We start from the raw sequence: 16,324 nt of genomic DNA, 5'->3' as shown, positions 1-16,324 counted from the left end.
TGCGGTCCCGCGCGTCAGTTCAGGACCGAAAAGCCTTCGGCCAGGAAATGCCCCGCCGCCTGCGCGCCCGAAAGCGCCTCGAAAAAGGCCCGGTCGGCGTCATCCGCCGCGCCGGTCAGCAGCGCCGCCGGATAGAGGATCGCGTCATGGCTGCCCTCGGGGAAGGTGCCGACCACGGTCACATTGTCATCCGCCGCCGCATCGGTGGCGTAGACGATGCCATAGGGCGCCTCGCCGCTGGCCACCAGCGCCAGCGCCGCGCGCACGTTGTCGGCCTGCGCGACCGAGGGCGCCACCCCTTCCCACAGGCCAAGGCTCTCAAGCGCGGCCTTGCCGTATTGCCCCGCCGGCACGGAATCGACCAGGGCCATCGCCAGCTTCTCCTCGCCCAGAAGCCCCTCCAGATCCAGATTCGCATCGATCGCGACCGGCTCGACCCCGGTGCCCGAGGCCACCAGAACCAGCGTATTGCCCAGAAGATCGGCACGGGTGCCCTCGACGACCAGGCCCTCCTTCTCGACCTCGTCCATCCAGTTCACGGCGGCCGAGATGAAGATATCGGCCGGGGCGCCCTCGATGATCTGCTTGGCCAGCGCGTTGGAACCGGCGTAGGAGATCACCACCTCATGCCCGGTCTCGGCCTGGAAATCCGCAGCCACCGCGTCAAGCGCGTTCTTCATCGAGGCGGCGGCGAAGACGACCACCTCCTCGGCCTGGGCCGAAAGCGGCAGGGCGAGGCTGAGGGCAAGGCTGGCAAGCGCGGTATTGCGGAACATGGCGGGTCTCCGGTTCGATATGTTTCGCGCAACATATCAGGGGAAGACCCCGGCCTGCGCAAGGGCTATTTTCCGACGGACATATCGGAAGAACCCGCCCGCAAGCGGGCCCGGACAAGATTGGCTCTGGAGCATGCCGGGCAAAACGGGGCATGCTCCACCCGCCCCATCCCGGGCGGGAACGATCTGGAAAGGAAAGCGGAACCATGCGGATCCTGTCGGTCACCGCCATGCGCGACGAAGGCCCCTTCGTGCTGGAATGGCTGGCCTGGCACCGCCTGCTGGGGGTGACGGATTTCCTGATACTCACCAACGACTGCCGCGACGGCACCGACCGCCTCCTCGACGCGCTGGCACAGGAAGGCGTGCTGACACACCTGCCCAACCGCCCGCCCGAAGGTAAAAGCATCCAGTGGCAGGCGCTCAAGACCGCCTGGCGCCATCCCGCGCGCAAGGCGGCGGACTGGATGCTGTTTTCCGATGTCGACGAATTTCCGATGATCCATGCGGGCGAACACCGCTTCGCGGATCTTCTCGCCGCCCTGCCCGGCGAAACCCAGGCGGTGGCGATGGCCTGGCGGCTCTTCGGCGCCTCGGGCGTGGTGGCGTTCCAGGACCGGCCGGTCACCGGGCAATTCCTGCGCTCCGCCCCGCCCGAGATGCTGCATCCGGTGGGGGCGAGTTATTTCAAGACGCTGTTTCGCCCCGAAGCCTTCGCGCAGCCCGGCGTCCACCGACCGGCACGCGGCAAGGACCAGGCTGCGGCGGCCTGGGTCGACGGCAGCGGTCGCCCCCTGCCCGAGGCCCTCGCGGCCAGGGACAAAAGGCTGTCGCTCCTGCCCCTGAGCGACCATCGGCGGCTGGTGGAGCTGCACCATTACTCGCTGCGCTCGGTGCAAAGCTTTCTGGTCAAGGCCGATCGCGGCCTCGCCAATCGCCGCACCAAGGGGATCGACCTGCACTACTGGGTGGAGCGCAATTTCAACACCGTCGAGAACAAGGCCGCCCTGGCGCTCGCCCAGCCGCTGGCGGCCGAGATCGCCCGGCTCAGAACCCTGCCGGGGGTCGAGGCCGCGCATCGCGCCGCCTGCGACTGGCACCATGCCCAGGCCCGCGCGCTGCTGCGCCAGATCGAATTCTACCGGCTCTACTGCGCCTGCCTGCATGCCTCGAATTCCGCCGCCCTGCCCGACCGGCTCGCCGCCTCGCTGCTGGCGCTCTATCAGGACATCGACAGCACCGGGGCCTGACCCCAACGAAACGTGAAGGGGCCGGGAAACGCCCCAGCCCCTTCATCTTGGCAAAAATATCCCCGCCGGAGGCTCCCGCAGCCGCACCGGCGCGACCATGGCGCCCCCGCGCGGGCTCAGGCGTGGATCGCGCCCAGGCCACAGGCCAGCGCGGCCTCGCGCACCGCTTCCGAATAGGTCGGATGCGCATGGCAGGTCAGCGCCAGATCCTGGGCCGAGGCGCCGAACTCCATCGCGACGCAAACCTCATGGATCAGATCACCCGCGCCGGGCCCGATGATATGGGCGCCAAGGATCCGGTCGGTTTCCTTGTCGGCCAGCAGTTTCACGAAACCATCGGCCTGGAAGACGGCCTTGGCCCGGGCATTGCCCATGAAGGGAAATTTCCCGACCTTGTAGGCCCTGCCCTCTTCCTTGAGCTGCTCCTCGGTCTTGCCGACCGAGGCCACCTCGGGCGTGGTATAGACCACCCCGGGGATCACGCCGTAATTCACATGGCCGTGCTTTCCGGCGATCACCTCGGCCACGGCCATGCCCTCGTCCTCGGCCTTATGCGCCAGCATCGGGCCGGGCACCGCATCGCCGATGGCATGGATGCCAGGCACATTGGTCCGCCAGTGGTCGTCGACCTTGATCTGGCCACGCGGCAGCAGTTCGACGCCAAGCGCCTCTAGCCCCAGCCCCTCGGTGAAGGGCTTGCGGCCGGTGGCGACCAGAACTGCATCCGCCTCGATCTCGCCCGCGCTGTCGTCCTTCCTCAGCTTCCAGGTGACCCTGGCGCCCTTGCCCTTGCGCTCGATGGTCTGCACCGCCGCGCCCAGGACGAACTTGAAACCCTGTTTCGTCAGGATCTTCTGGAAGCTCTTGGCGACCTCGCCATCCATGCCGGGGGTGATCGCGTCGAGATATTCGACCACGGTCACCTCGGCGCCGAGGCGGGCATAGACCGATCCCATCTCAAGTCCGATCACGCCCGCGCCGATCACCACCAGCGATTTCGGGATCTTGCCCAGCGAGAGTGCGCCGGTCGAGGTGATGATCACTTCTTCATCCACGGTGATCCCGGGCAGGACCGACGCGGTGGAGCCGGTGGCGATGATGATGTTCTTCGCGCCATGGACCTCGTCCCCGACCTTCACCTGGCCGACCGCCGGGATCGAGCCCCAGCCCTTCAGCCAGGTCACCTTGTTCTTCTTGAACAGGAATTCAATGCCCTTGGTATTACCGGAGACGACATCGTCCTTGTAGCGCAGCATCCGCTCCCAATCGACCTTGGGGCTGGCGCCCATCAGGCCCATCTTCTCGAAATTCTCGTGCACCTCATGGAGGTGATGAGTGGCGTTCAAGAGCGCCTTCGAGGGGATGCAGCCGATGTTGAGGCAAGTGCCGCCGAGGGTCTCGCGCCCTTCGACGCAGGCGGTTTTCAGGCCGAGTTGGGCGGCATGGATCGCGGCCACATAGCCGCCGGGGCCGCCGCCAATCACGATCACGTCGAAATCAGCCATGGGTGGTCTCCTTGTGGTGACTGGGAGCCGGGGGCGCTGCCCCCGGACCCCCGGGATATTTTTGCAAAGAAGAAGGGGCGGGGCGGTGTCGCGCCCCGAAGAAGCTGTGCTGCGAAAGCGACCGCCTGGGCCGGGACACGAGGGGCAAAGGCCGGGGCAAGGGTTCCGGTCCTCTCCTGGGTCGCGAGCGGGCAGGTCGAGGCGGCAGGCAAACGCATTCCAGGGACGGGATCGACCCGGGCCGGGCCGGTCGACGGATATGGTTCGGCGCCCATCTCAGGCCCTTATCTCGATCGGTGTGCCGTCGGGCGCCAGCGACCAGATCTCGCGCATCTCGGCATTGGTGACGGCGATGCAGCCGTCGGTCCAGTCCACCAGATGATGGAGCGGGCCCAGGAAACCCCAGCCGTTCGGCAGGCCGTGGATCATGATGAAGCCGCCGGGGCTGCGGCCCTCGGCCTCGGCGCGGGCGCGGTCCTCGGCGTTCGGATATGAGATATGCAGGCTCAGATGCGCGACGGACTGCGGATTGCGCCAGTCGATCAGGTAATGGCCCTCGGGGGTGCGCTGGTCGCCTTCGAAGCTTTTATGGCCCTTGGGCGCGCGGCCGAGCGCGATCCGGTAGCTGCGGATCACCTCATCATCGCGCAAGAGTTCCATCCGGCGTTCGGATTTGAACACCCGCACCGCATCGGCGCGCAGCGCCTCGGTCGCCATGGCGGGCGGCACGCCCGAGCCGATCCGCTTCATCACCTGGCCGTAAGCCACCCCGGCAAGCGGGATGGCCAGAACGATCAGGATCAGGCGGAGCGGCTTCCACATCACGGGCGGCGCGGGATCACAGGTCCATCAGCAGGCGACGGGGATCTTCCAGCGCCTCCTTGACGCGGACGAGGAAGGTCACCGCCCCCTTGCCGTCGACGATGCGGTGATCGTAGGACAGCGCCAGATACATCATCGGACGGATGACGATCTGGCCCTTCACCACCACCGGACGCTCCTGGATCTTGTGCATGCCGAGGATCCCGGATTGCGGCGGGTTCAGGATCGGGGACGACATCAGCGAACCATAGACGCCGCCGTTCGAGATGGTGAAGGAGCCGCCCTGCATCTCTTGCATGGTCAGCTTGCCGTCGCGGGCGCGCAGGCCGTATTCGCCGATCTTCTTCTCGATCGCGGCAAAGCCGAGCTGATCGGCATCGCGCACCACCGGCACCACAAGGCCGTTCGGCGTGCCGACCGCCACGCCCATATGGACGTAGTTCTTGTAGACGACGTCGGTGCCGTCGATCTCGGCATTGACTTCGGGCACTTCCTTCAGCGCATGGACGCAAGCCTTCACGAAGAAGGACATGAAACCCAGCTTGACGCCGTGCTTCTTCTCGAACTGGTCCTTGTAGGCATTGCGCAATTCCATGATGCCGGACATGTCCACCTCGTTGTAGGTGGTCAGCATGGCGGCGGTGTTCTGCGCATCCTTCAGGCGGCGCGCGATGGTCTGGCGCAGGCGGGTCATCTTGACCCGCTCTTCGCGGGCGGCGTCATCGGCCGGAACCGGCGCGCGCGGGATCGCGGCCGGGGCGGGCGCGGCGACGACGGCGGCGGCGACCGCGCCGGCGGCCCCCGAAACGGCGCGTGCCACGTCTTCCTTCATCACCCGGCCATCCTTGCCGGTGCCCTGGACCTGATCGCGCGACAGGCCCGCCTCGGCCATGGCCTTCTTGGCCGAGGGCGCGTCCTCGACATCCTTGCCTGCGGGCGCGGCGGCGGGGGCAGGCGCGGCTTCGGCCTTGGGCGCGGCGGCGGCAGGCGCGGCGCCCGCCGTGGCGCCCTCGGTCACGATGGCGAGGCGGGCATTGGCGGAAACCGTCTCGCCCTCGGGCACGAGGATCTCGGCCAGCACGCCCGCCACCGGCGAGGGCACCTCGACCGAGACCTTGTCGGTCTCCAGCTCGCACAGCATCTCATCCTGCGCCACGGCGTCACCCACCTTCTTGAACCAGGTGGAGACGGTGGCCTCGGACACGGATTCGCCAAGGGCGGGGACCATCACGTCAGTCATTTTCTTACTCCTAAGCCCCAAGGGCATCAGTCGGAATTCGCAGATTTCCCCGCCCGCCCCAAGGGACAGGCGGGCCGGATTCGGTTCAGATCGTCAGCGCGTCATTGACCAGTGCGGTCTGTTCGGCCTTGTGGCGCGAGGCCAGGCCCGTCGCGGGCGAGGCCGAAGCCACGCGGCCCGCATAGCGCGCGCGGATGGTGGTGCCGCGCGTCTTGGTCAAGAGCGCCTCAAGCTCGGGCTCGATGAAGGACCAGGCGCCCTGGTTCTTCGGCTCTTCCTGGCACCAGACGAAATCGGCGCCCGGGAAGCGCGCGAGTTCGACCGAAAGCGAGACGGTCGGCACCGGATAAAGCTGTTCGACGCGCAAGAGATAGACATCGTCCAGCCCGCGCGCATCGCGCTCGGCCAGAAGGTCGTAATAGACCTTGCCCGAGCACATGACGACGCGGCGGATCTGGTCGTCGGATTTCAGCTTCAGCTCGGAATTGCCTTTTTGCGCATCGTCCCACAGCACGCGATGGAAGGTCGATCCGGTGCAGAAGTCCCCGGCCTCGGACACGCACATCGGATGGCGCAGCAGCGACTTCGGCGTCATCAGGATCAGCGGCTTTCGGAAATCGCGGTGGAGCTGGCGGCGCAGGATGTGGAAATAGTTGGCCGGGGTCGAGCAATTCGCCACCGTCCAGTTCTCCTCGGCCGAGAGTTGCAGGAACCGCTCCAGCCGGGCCGAGCTGTGCTCGGGTCCCTGGCCCTCGAAACCATGCGGCAGCAGCACCACGAGGCCCGACATCCGCAGCCATTTCGATTCGGCCGAGTTGACGAACTGGTCGAACATGATCTGCGCGCCATTGGCGAAATCGCCGAACTGGCCTTCCCACAGCGTCAGCGCATTCGGCTCGGACAGCGAATAGCCGTATTCGAAGCCCAGGACCGCATATTCCGACAGCATCGAATCGATGACCTCATACCGCGCCTGACCGGCGCGGATATGGTTCAGCGGGTAGTAGCGTTCCTCGGTCTGCTGGTCGACGAAGGCGGAATGGCGCTGGCTGAAGGTGCCGCGGGTGCAGTCCTGGCCCGAAAGCCGCACCGGGAAGCCCTCGACCTGCAACGAGCCGAAGGCGAGCGCCTCGGCCGTGGCCCAGTCGAAGCCCTTGCCGCTTTCGAACATCTTGCGCTTGCCCTCCAACTGGCGGGCGACGGTCTTGTGCAGGTTGAAGCCATCGGGCGCGCGGGTCAGCGCGGCGCCGATCTCGGCCAGGGTCTCGGGCTTGATCCAGGTCTCGCCACGCTGGTAATTCGCGGTATCCTGCGGCTGCAGCGTCTTCCACCGCCCGTCCAGCCAGTCGGCCTTGTTGGGGCGGTATTCCTTCCCGGCCTCGAATTCCTCGTTCAGCTTGGCCTGGAAGGCGGCCTTCATATCCTCGATCTCGCCCTCGGGGATCAGGCCGTCCTTGACCAGCCGCTCGGTATAAAGCTGCAGCGTGGTCTTCTGCTTGCGGATATGGGCATACATCACCGGATTGGTGAACATCGGCTCGTCGCCTTCGTTGTGACCGAAGCGGCGGTAGCAGAAGATGTCGATCACCACATCCTTGTGGAACTTCTGGCGGAACTCGGTCGCGACGCGCGCGGCATGGACCACGGCCTCGGGATCGTCGCCGTTGACGTGGAAGATCGGCGCCTCGACCATCAGGGCGATGTCGGTCGGATAGGGCGAGGTGCGCGAGAAATGCGGCGCCGTGGTGAAGCCGATCTGGTTGTTCACGATGATATGAATGCAGCCGCCGGTGCGATGGCCCTTGATCCCCGAAAGCTGAAGGCATTCGGCGACCACGCCCTGGCCCGCGAAGGCCGCATCGCCATGCAACAGGATCGGCAGCACCGCGATCCGGTCGTTGGTGTCGTTGAGCTGGTCCTGCTTGGCGCGCACCTTGCCCAGAACCACCGGGTTCACCGCCTCGAGGTGCGAGGGGTTGGCGGTCAGCGACAGGTGGATGGTATTGCCGTCGAAGGTGCGGTCCGAGGACGCGCCCAGGTGATATTTCACATCGCCCGACCCCTCGACCTCGTCGGGTTTGTAGCTGCCGCCCTGGAATTCGTTGAAGATCGCCTTGTAGGGTTTCGCCATCACATTGGCGAGGATGTTCAGCCGCCCGCGGTGGGGCATGCCGATCACGATCTCCTTCACGCCAAGCGCGCCGCCGCGCTTGATGATCTGCTCCATCGCAGGGATCAGCGCCTCGCCGCCGTCAAGGCCGAAGCGCTTGGTGCCCATGTATTTGACATGGAGGAATTTCTCGTAGCCCTCGGCCTCGACCAGCTTGTTGAGGATGGCCTTGCGCCCCTCGCGGGTGAAGGCGATCTCCTTGCCGTAGCCCTCGATCCGCTCCTTCAGCCAGGCGGCCTCCTCGGGGTTCGAGATATGCATGTATTGCAGCGCGAAGGTGCCGCAATAGGTGCGCTTGAGGATGTCGATGATCTGGCGCATCGAGGCATGGGTCAGCCCCAGCACGTTGTCGATGAAGATCGGCCGGTCCAGGTCGGCCTCGGTGAAGCCGTAGGAGGCCGGGTCCAGTTCGGGGTGTTCGGTCTTTTCCTGCATCCCCAGCGGGTCCAGATCGGCCGCCAGATGGCCCCGGATCCGATAGGCGCGGATCACCATCAGCGCGCGGATCGAATCAAGGACGGCGCGCTGAAGCTGCGCATCGGTCAGGTTCACCGCCTGTTCCGAGGCCTTGGCGGCGATCTTCTGCCCGGCCGCCTTGGCTTCCTTGGCGGGCAGGGCGACCGGCCATTCCCCGGTCAGCGCGCCGGTCAGGTCGTCCACCGGCTGCGGCGGCCAGTCGGCCCGCGCCCAGGACGGGCCCGAGGCCGCCTTCCTGGCATCGGCCTCGCTTTCGCCAAGCGCGCGGAAGAACTCGGCCCATTGCGCATCGACGCTGTTGGGATCCGAGGCATAGCGCGCCTGAAGCTGATCGATGTAATCGGCATTCGCCCCGTCCATGAAGGACGAGGCCTGGAACTGCGCATTGGGGGTTTGGTCGGTCATTCGGATCACCTCTCGGGGTGCGGACGGTGTTTGGGTTCAGATAGCGCGCGGCGTGCTATTCGGGGCGCGCGCGGCGACCAGAAAGCGAAAGGCAGGCGGAACTTCTCGTTCGAGGATTTGCGCGGCATTGTCACCATAGATGTAAGCCGCCTCATGAATGCCGCCAGTCTGGCGGGCCTCCGGCTTCATACGGTATTCCAGGATGGGAAAGCTGGCGGTTTTCCAACTCCCCTGCGGGATGGAGGTGAACAGCCGCTCAGCCGCCGGTCCGGGCCCGGTCACGATCTGGCATTCGCGGTCAGAAGCGACGATTTTCAGCATGCTGTCGGTGCCGTGAAAGTAGACGCGCCCGTTGCGGAATTCGCTCTGGAAGGTGTTCTCGGCGAAGCTGCTGGTATCCTCGAAGAACGCGATCGCCTCATCGCCGACTTCCGTCGTGCCCTCGCCATGAAGCCCGATCGCGGCTTCGGTCAAGGAAACAAAATCGACGAACAGCGCCCTATCGGTTTCCGCCATGGGGCGCCAGCCAAGCGCAGTCAGTCGATCCGAGGGCGCGGTCGCTGCGGCGCTGACCAACAGGGGATCGTCGGTGCAGATTTCGATGGTCGCGTTCAGCACATCTTCGGGAATCGCCGTCAAGGAAACCTCCGCAGTCGCAGAGAACGCAAAGCCAAAGGCCGCGAGCGACGTGCCCCCCGCGAGAAACGACCGCCACCCGCCCCGGACGGGGGCGGGCGCGGATCGCGAGGGGCGGTGCAACCCGGCCCCTATGGCTTGCGCCACTCGCATGATCAGCCCTTGATCGCTTTCAGAACGGCCTCGCCCAGGCCCGCCGGGCTGTCGGCCACGACGATCCCGGCCGATTTCATCGCCTCGATCTTCGAGCCCGCATCGCCCTTGCCGCCCGCCACGATGGCGCCGGCATGGCCCATACGGCGGCCCGGAGGGGCGGTGCGCCCGGCGATGAAGCCCGCGGTCGGCTTCCAGCGGCCCTTCTTCTTTTCCGAGGCAAGGAATTCCGCCGCCTCTTCCTCGGCCGAGCCGCCGATCTCGCCGATCATGATGATCGAGGTGGTTTCCGGGTCGGCCAGGAACATCTCCAGCACGTCGATATGCTCGGTCCCCTTGATCGGGTCGCCGCCGATGCCCACGGCCGAGGATTGGCCCAGGCCGACATCCGTGGTCTGCTTCACCGCCTCATAGGTCAGCGTGCCCGAACGCGACACCACGCCGACCGAGCCGGGCGAGAAGATCGAGCCCGGCATGATGCCGATCTTGCACTGGTCGGGCGTCATCACGCCGGGGCAGTTCGGCCCGATCAGGCGCGACCGGGAATTGGCCAGCGCGCGCTTGACGCGCATCATGTCCAGGACCGGGATGCCTTCGGTGATAGCAACGATCAGCGGGATCTCGGCGTCGATCGCCTCCAGGATGGAATCGGCGGCGAAGGGCGGCGGCACATAGATCACCGAGGCATCCGCCCCGGTCTTTTCCACCGCGTCATGGACGGAATCGAACACCGGCAGGCCAAGGTGGCTGGTGCCGCCCTTGCCCGGCGTCACGCCGCCGACCATCTGCGTGCCATAGGCGATGGCCTGTTCGGTGTGGAAGGTGCCCTGGCTGCCGGTGATGCCCTGGCAGATGACCTTGGTATTCTTGTTGACGAGAACGGCCATGCGGGCCTCCTTGCAGATACAGCTTCGTTGTCCGGCGTCCGAGGGATCGGGGCGCCGTCGTGTTCAGAACCGGCCCATCCGCCCTTACGGGCAGGTGATGGTGATGTCGCGCCCGTCGGTGCGGCCCTGGGTCGCCAGCGCGGCCTGTTCGGCACAGACGGCGGGGATCAGCGGAACATTGCCCGATTGCGCGGGGATAAGCCCCGCGGTGCAACCGGCCAGAGCCGTGACCAGAACAAGGGCCGAAGCGGCGAGTGTCATGCGCATCAGGTTAATTTCCTTCCCTTCGGAGACATAGAACTGGGTAATCCACATAATCCATCGCAGGCCCCGCCGTCACTCGCCCCCGGCCCGGGCGGGCCAGTAGAAACGGATCGCGCTGCTGTCGTCGGCCTGGCAGGCCGGGTCGTTGCCGTCACCAGTGATCTCGGCCTCGATCTCGCCGATCACAAGCGTCCGGCACTGCTCCGCGGTCTTGCGGAGTTCGAACGGCGCGCCGGTCCGGGCCAGAACCTCGCGCAGCAATTCCTCGGCGCGGGCGCTGCCGGTGCCGTTCTCGCCGGTCGCGACCATGCAGAAGCCGCCGTCGAGCCAGGCCATGCCGTAGTGATCCTCGCCCTCAACGCCGAATTCGGCAAAACCGCCGTCGGCGTCCTCCCAGACCTGCCAGCCCGCGGCGGCAAAGGCCGGGGTCGCCCCCTGCGCACCGCCGCCGTGCAAAAGGCAGGTGGCATAGGCCGCGCGCAGCCGCGCCTCGCCCGAAGCCGCGCCGAGGTCCGCCGCCAGATCTTCCAGCGCACCCGCCCACGCAGGCAGCCCCGACGCGAAGGTCAGGGCGGCAAGGCCGAGGGCTGGAAGAAGGCGCGGCGACATGAGGGGTCCGTTGCGGTTGCGGGTTCGGGCGGGGATGGCAGGCCGGGCCTTGTGCCCGGCCCCCGGGTCAGCCCTTGACGGCCTTCACGATCTTCTGCGCCGCATCCGACAGGTCGTCGGCGGCGATCACGTTCAGACCGCTTTCGTTGATGATCTTCTTGCCCAGTTCGACATTGGTGCCCTCAAGACGGACGACCAGCGGAACCGCCAGACCGACCTCTTTCACCGCCGCGAGCACCCCCTCGGCGATGATGTCGCAGCGCATGATGCCGCCGAAGATGTTCACCAGGATGCCTTTGACGTTCGGATCCGAGGTGATGATCTTGAAGGCCTCGGTCACCTTTTCCTTGGTGGCGCCGCCGCCGACGTCGAGGAAGTTCGCCGGTTCCGCGCCGTAAAGCTTGATGATGTCCATGGTGGCCATCGCGAGGCCCGCACCATTGACCATGCAGCCGATCTCGCCATCCAGCGCGATGTAGTTCAGGTCGAACTTCGAGGCGGCAAGCTCCTTGGGATCTTCCTCGGTCTCGTCGCGCAGGTTGGCGATGTCGGGATGGCGGTAAAGCGCATTGCCGTCAAAGCCCATCTTGGCATCCAGAAGCTTCAGGTTGCCTTCGGTGGTGACGCAGAGCGGGTTGATCTCAAGCATGTCCATGTCCTTGTCGGTGAACAGCTTGTAGAGCCCCTTGACGATCGAGACGCATTGCTTGATCTGCGCGCCCTTCAGGCCAAGCGCGAAGGCGACGCGGCGGCCGTGGAAGTCCTGGAGCCCGGTGGCGGGGTCGATGGTGATGGTCAGGATCTTTTCCGGGGTCGAATGGGCGACCTCTTCGATATCCATCCCGCCCTCGGTCGAGGCCACGATCGAGATGCGCGAGGTCTTCCGGTCGATCAGCAGCGCCAGGTAAAGCTCGCGGTCGATATCGGTGCCGTCCTCGATATAGATGCGGTTGACCTGCTTCCCGGCCGGGCCGGTCTGGATGGTGACCAGCGTGCGGCCCAGCATCTGCTGGGCATATTCGGCGGCCTCCTCGACCGAGCGGGCCAGGCGCACGCCGCCCTTCTCGCCCGCCTCGGGCTCGACGAACTTGCCCTTGCCGCGGCCGCCGGCATGGATCTGCGACTTCACCACCCAGAGCGGCCCGTCCATCTCACCCGCCGCCGTCTTCGCCTCGTCCGCCTTCAGCACGATCCGGCCGTCCGAGACCGGAATGCCGTAGGAGCGGAGCAGAGCCTTGGCCTGATATTCATGGATATTCATGGGTGCGTCCCGTCTTCGGTGATGAATTTGCCGGTTTCTGGCATGGATTGGCCCGCGCGGGCAAATGCAATCGCAGGCCCGGCGGCATTCCGCGCGGATTTCCGCACTTTGTGATCACACTTGGAAAAAGTGTGATCACAGTTTTGATTCAAAGCCTTCGCCGGTTGCGCAAACCGCTGCGTTGCAGCGATTTCCGACTGATTCGCCGCCTTGCAGAAACCACCCCCGAAGGCCCCCGGATCAGTTCAGGAAAACCGCGAACAGCAGCGCGTCGCCGCGCACCAGCCGCTCGAATTCCGCCCATGCCGCGCCATCGGCCAGCGCGCCCTTTTCGGCATAGGGCAGCAGCGACGCGCCCTGGATCATCCCCACCAGATCGACGCGGGGCGGGTCCTCGAACATCCGCGCCAGATTGATCCCGGCCTCGGCGCCATAGCGCCAATGCGGCATCAGCGCGGCGCCGGTCAGCACGCTTTCGCCCTCGGCCAGAACGTCCAGCCAGCGCGCGCCGGTCCCCGGCGGCATCACGATGCCGAGGCCCGAGACCTGGCGCTCGTTCGGCACCCATTCGCGGTCGTTGTCGGTCTCGGCCTCGACCAGCGTCCAGAAGCGGCGGTTTTCGGCGATCATCGACAGCAGATGGCCATGCGCCCTGGCGGTCCGGGCCGCATCGGGTTCCTGCGCCAGCGCGTTCAGGATCATCGCCACCCGGTCCACCTGCTTGCCGAACATGAAGTCCCAGGCATTCGCGGGCGGGGTGTCGCCCCAAAGCGCATAGATCTCGCGGCTGGAATCCAGGACAAGATCCACTGCGGGCGCAGGATCATAGGCCAGGGCCAGTTCGGAAAAGCCCGACAGGAAGTGGGTATAGGCCAGAAGCCAGGCCGCATCGGCAGTATCGAAGCGGATCACCGGATCGGTCACATCGACCATACGCCCGCCGCCCAGCGTCAGCCCGGCGACCTCGCCGACGCTCTCGCCCGGGTCACGGATGCCGTTCATGTCGATGTCGAACCACAGGTCTGACAGCGCGATCTCAAGCGCGAAATCGCGCTCCCCCAATGCCTCCAGCGCCACCCGCGCCGCCTCCATGTCGGCGCCGAGGCCGGACAGAAGCCGCTCGATATCGGCGCCCTCAAGCGCGCGCGGCGCGGGATTGGCCGGGATCGGCAGGCGCAGGATCGGCAGTTCCGACCAATCCGCCGCCGCCCCGGTCTGCCAGCGCAGTTGCAGCGCGCTTTCGACCCCCGAGAGGAAGCGCAGCCCCGCCAGGGCGAAAAGCTCGGGCGCGGCGGGGTTTTCCAGCGCGGAAAGCCGCGCCTCGACCGCCGCGATCCCGTTTTCCGCGATCTCGGCCGAGATCGGCGCGGGCTCGGCCCGCAGCAGGCCGACCGGCATCAGCGCGGCCAGGACAATCATGAAAATTCTGCGCATCGCGCCCTCCTTCAACCCTTCAACACGCCACCGGGACCTCACGCCCCCTGCGGCAGCCAGACCGTCTTCACCGCCACCGATTGCGCAAGGAACACCCGCCCCTCGCCCTCCGGGCCCGACCAGTCGCGCGCGCGGCCGTGGTTGACCCAGGTCCGTTTGAGATTGCCCGCCGATTCCGCCTCGATCAGCGCCGAAACCGGGGCCGAGGAAAACGACCAGACCGCATCCACATCCATATGCCCCGCCAGCGCCTTCGCCAGATCCCCGGGCGCGCCGGTCACCAGGTTGACGACGCCCCCGGGCAGGTCCGAGGTTTCCAGCACCTGGCAGAAATCGGTCGCCACCAGCGGATAGGCCGCCGAAGGGACCAGCACCACCGCATTCCCCATCGCGATCGCAGGCGCCAGGACCGAGACCAGCCCCAGAAGCGGCGCCTCGTCCGGGCAAAGCGCCCCGATCACGCCCAGGGGCTCGTTCAGCGCAAGCGTCAGGCCCCGGAACGGCACCGGCTTCACCGCGCCTTCGTATTTGTCGGCCCAGGCGGCGTAGAGGAACAGGCGGGCGAGCGCCGCCTCGACCTCGGCCGTGCCGTCCGATCCGGTCATTTCCCTGATCCGGCTGGCGAATTCGTCCGCCCGGGCAGAAAGGTTCTCGGCGATGTAATAGATCACCTGGGCGCGGTTATGCGCGGTGGTCGCGGCCCAGCCCCGGGCCGCGCGGGCGGCCTCGACCGCGTTGCGGATGTCCTTGCGCCCGCCCAGGCCGACATGGCCCAAAAGCCGCCCCTTCGGCGACCATACCGCGCGCGAGGCGCCGCCATCGGGCCGCGCCTGCTTGCCGCCGACGAACAACTTGGCGGTGCGGTCGATCCCGTCGGGCGCGACCTCGATCCGCGCGGGCGCCGCCACCGGCGACAGCGGGCGCAGGGCCTTCGCGGGCGGGGCGGGGGCGAGCCATTCCATCAGCCCCTCCCATCCGCCCTCACGGCCGAAGCCGCTCTCGCGCACCCCGCCGAAGGCCGCCGCCGCGTCGAACTGGTTGGTGCCGTTGACCCAGACCACACCCGCCCGCAACTGGCGCGCCACGTCGAGGGCAAGGGCGAGCCTCTCGCTCCAGATCGAGGCGGCCAGGCCGTAACGACTGTTGTTGGCCAACTCCACCGCCTCGGCCGGGGTGCGGAAACGGGTCGAGACCAGGACCGGGCCGAAGATCTCTTCCTGCATCAGGCTGGAAGCGGGCGAAAGCCCGGTGATCAGGGTCGGCGGATGGAAGCAGCCGTCGGGCAGGGCCCCGGGCGCGCGATGGACCTCGCCCCCCTCGGCCCCGGCGCGCGCCACCATCGTCTCGATCCGCGCAAGCTGATCGCGGTCGATGATCGCGCCCATGTCGATGCATTTGTCCAGCGGATCGCCAAGCCGCAGCCCGGCCATCCGCCGCTTCAGCCGATGGATGAAATCCTCGGCGATCGCCTCTTGCAGCAAAAGCCGCGAACCGGCGCAGCAGACCTGGCCCTGGTTGAACCAGATCGCATCGACCACGCCCTCGACCGCGGAATCGAGATCGGCATCCTCGAAGACGAGGAAGGGCGATTTGCCGCCCAGTTCCAGCGAAAGCGCCTTGCCGCTGCCCGCCGTGGCGCGCCGGATCTCGCGCCCCACCTCGGTCGAGCCGGTGAACGCGATCTTCGCGACCCCCGCATGGGCGACCAGCGCCGCCCCGGTCGCGCCGTCGCCGGTGACGACGTTCAGGACCCCCTTCGGCAGACCGGCCTCACGCGAGATTTCGGCGAAGAGAAGCGCGGTCAGCGGAGTCTGTTCGGCGGGCTTCACCACCACGGCATTCCCCGCCGCCAGCGCCGGGGCCACCTTCCAGGCCAGCATCAGAAGCGGGAAGTTCCACGGGATCACCGCCGCGCAGACGCCAAGGGCGGCAAGCCCCGGCCGCTCGCTTTCCAGAAGCTGCGCGAGACCGGCATGATAGTAGAAATGCCGCGCCACCAGCGCGACATCCACATCCCGGCTTTCCCGGATCGGCTTGCCGGTATCCAGGCTTTCCAGCACCGCGAAAAGGCGGGCGTGTTTCTGCACCAGCCGCGCCAGCGCGTAAAGAACCCGCGCCCGGCGATGGCCCGGCAGCGCGGCCCATTTCCGCTGTGCCCGCCGCGCCGCCCCGACCGCGCGCGCGACCGTCTGGGCACCGCCTGCCGAGACCTGCGCCAGCACCGCGCCGCTTGCGGGGTTGCGGGTCTCGAACAGGTCCTGCGGCGGCTCGAACCCGCCGTCCACGAAGGCGCCGAACACCCCGCCATGCGCCGCGATCCAGTCCAGCGCGGGAACCGGGCTTTCAGGCGCCGCGCCGTAATCCATCGCCTCGAAGATCTCCTTGACCGTCATGCCCTGTCCTTTTGGCGAAAATTCTTCGGGTCCAGGCCGCAA

At 66.9% G+C, this 16,324-nt stretch carries 12 protein-coding genes and 1 pseudogene; 1 reads left to right on the top strand and 12 read right to left on the bottom strand.

Annotated elements, in window-relative coordinates:
* Positions 1–14 precede the first annotated feature (14 nt).
* Entirely contained in the window at positions 15–776 is a 762-nt protein-coding gene (gene modA / locus ABNX41_RS07165) for a molybdate ABC transporter substrate-binding protein (RefSeq protein WP_438669033.1), read from the bottom strand.
* A 206-nt stretch (positions 777–982) separates the two neighbouring features.
* On the opposite strand from modA, the gene ABNX41_RS07160 reads away from it, so the two are divergent.
* Positions 983–2,026, top strand: a complete 1,044-nt coding sequence (locus ABNX41_RS07160; RefSeq protein WP_438669032.1) for a glycosyltransferase family 2 protein — start codon at positions 983–985, stop codon at positions 2,024–2,026.
* Positions 2,027–2,142: 116 nt separating this feature from the next.
* Here the strand turns inward: ABNX41_RS07160 and lpdA are convergent, their stop codons facing one another.
* The 11 genes and pseudogenes from lpdA to ABNX41_RS07105 form a co-directional block, all read right to left on the bottom strand.
* Entirely contained in the window at positions 2,143–3,531 is a 1,389-nt protein-coding gene (lpdA, locus tag ABNX41_RS07155; RefSeq protein WP_438669031.1) for a dihydrolipoyl dehydrogenase, read from the bottom strand.
* Positions 3,532–3,807: 276 nt separating this feature from the next.
* Positions 3,808–4,353: a L,D-transpeptidase family protein gene (locus ABNX41_RS07150; protein ID WP_438669030.1), complete on the bottom strand. Its 546-nt coding sequence runs from the start codon at positions 4,351–4,353 to the stop codon at positions 3,808–3,810.
* A gap of 16 nt (positions 4,354–4,369) precedes the next feature.
* Positions 4,370–5,596: pseudogene (gene odhB, locus ABNX41_RS07145) on the bottom strand (2-oxoglutarate dehydrogenase complex dihydrolipoyllysine-residue succinyltransferase); the annotation flags it as partial.
* Between the two features lie 82 nt (positions 5,597–5,678).
* Positions 5,679–8,645, bottom strand: a complete 2,967-nt coding sequence (locus ABNX41_RS07140; RefSeq protein ID WP_438669029.1) for a 2-oxoglutarate dehydrogenase E1 component — start codon at positions 8,643–8,645, stop codon at positions 5,679–5,681.
* A 36-nt stretch (positions 8,646–8,681) separates the two neighbouring features.
* Positions 8,682–9,284: a hypothetical protein gene (locus tag ABNX41_RS07135; protein ID WP_438669028.1), complete on the bottom strand. Its 603-nt coding sequence runs from the start codon at positions 9,282–9,284 to the stop codon at positions 8,682–8,684.
* 152 nt (positions 9,285–9,436) lie between these two features.
* Entirely contained in the window at positions 9,437–10,321 is an 885-nt protein-coding gene (gene sucD / locus ABNX41_RS07130) for a succinate--CoA ligase subunit alpha (RefSeq protein ID WP_438669027.1), read from the bottom strand.
* 84 nt (positions 10,322–10,405) lie between these two features.
* On the bottom strand, positions 10,406–10,588 hold the full coding sequence (locus tag ABNX41_RS07125; protein ID WP_438669026.1) for a hypothetical protein: 183 nt from the start codon (positions 10,586–10,588) through the stop codon (positions 10,406–10,408).
* A gap of 69 nt (positions 10,589–10,657) precedes the next feature.
* Positions 10,658–11,194, bottom strand: a complete 537-nt coding sequence (locus ABNX41_RS07120; RefSeq protein ID WP_438669025.1) for a hypothetical protein — start codon at positions 11,192–11,194, stop codon at positions 10,658–10,660.
* Between the two features lie 67 nt (positions 11,195–11,261).
* Positions 11,262–12,455, bottom strand: a complete 1,194-nt coding sequence (gene sucC, locus ABNX41_RS07115) for an ADP-forming succinate--CoA ligase subunit beta (RefSeq protein WP_438669024.1) — start codon at positions 12,453–12,455, stop codon at positions 11,262–11,264.
* A 240-nt stretch (positions 12,456–12,695) separates the two neighbouring features.
* Complete coding sequence (locus ABNX41_RS07110) at positions 12,696–13,889, bottom strand: hypothetical protein (RefSeq protein WP_438669023.1); 1,194 nt, start codon at positions 13,887–13,889, stop codon at positions 12,696–12,698.
* Between the two features lie 38 nt (positions 13,890–13,927).
* Entirely contained in the window at positions 13,928–16,282 is a 2,355-nt protein-coding gene (locus tag ABNX41_RS07105; RefSeq protein ID WP_438669022.1) for an aldehyde dehydrogenase family protein, read from the bottom strand.
* Between the last annotated feature and the right edge of the window lie 42 nt (positions 16,283–16,324).

Source organism: Pseudogemmobacter sonorensis (assembly GCF_042762395.1).
In the GTDB taxonomy this organism is placed as follows: domain Bacteria; phylum Pseudomonadota; class Alphaproteobacteria; order Rhodobacterales; family Rhodobacteraceae; genus Pseudogemmobacter; species Pseudogemmobacter sonorensis.
The sequence above is the reverse complement of the archived record's forward strand: the minus strand, read 5'-3'. Positions and strand labels throughout refer to the sequence as shown.

Coding starts and splice junctions, on each gene's coding strand:
- ABNX41_RS07140 (WP_438669029.1), bottom strand. CDS start 8,645: ATGACCGACCAAACCCCCAATGCGCAGTTCCAGGCCTCGTCCTTCATG.
- ABNX41_RS07160 (WP_438669032.1), top strand. CDS start 983: ATGCGGATCCTGTCGGTCACCGCCATGCGCGACGAAGGCCCCTTCGTG.
- modA (WP_438669033.1), bottom strand. CDS start 776: ATGTTCCGCAATACCGCGCTTGCCAGCCTTGCCCTCAGCCTCGCCCTG.
- ABNX41_RS07120 (WP_438669025.1), bottom strand. CDS start 11,194: ATGTCGCCGCGCCTTCTTCCAGCCCTCGGCCTTGCCGCCCTGACCTTC.
- ABNX41_RS07150 (WP_438669030.1), bottom strand. CDS start 4,353: ATGTGGAAGCCGCTCCGCCTGATCCTGATCGTTCTGGCCATCCCGCTT.
- ABNX41_RS07125 (WP_438669026.1), bottom strand. CDS start 10,588: ATGCGCATGACACTCGCCGCTTCGGCCCTTGTTCTGGTCACGGCTCTG.
- sucC (WP_438669024.1), bottom strand. CDS start 12,455: ATGAATATCCATGAATATCAGGCCAAGGCTCTGCTCCGCTCCTACGGC.
- ABNX41_RS07110 (WP_438669023.1), bottom strand. CDS start 13,889: ATGCGCAGAATTTTCATGATTGTCCTGGCCGCGCTGATGCCGGTCGGC.
- lpdA (WP_438669031.1), bottom strand. CDS start 3,531: ATGGCTGATTTCGACGTGATCGTGATTGGCGGCGGCCCCGGCGGCTAT.
- ABNX41_RS07105 (WP_438669022.1), bottom strand. CDS start 16,282: ATGACGGTCAAGGAGATCTTCGAGGCGATGGATTACGGCGCGGCGCCT.
- sucD (WP_438669027.1), bottom strand. CDS start 10,321: ATGGCCGTTCTCGTCAACAAGAATACCAAGGTCATCTGCCAGGGCATC.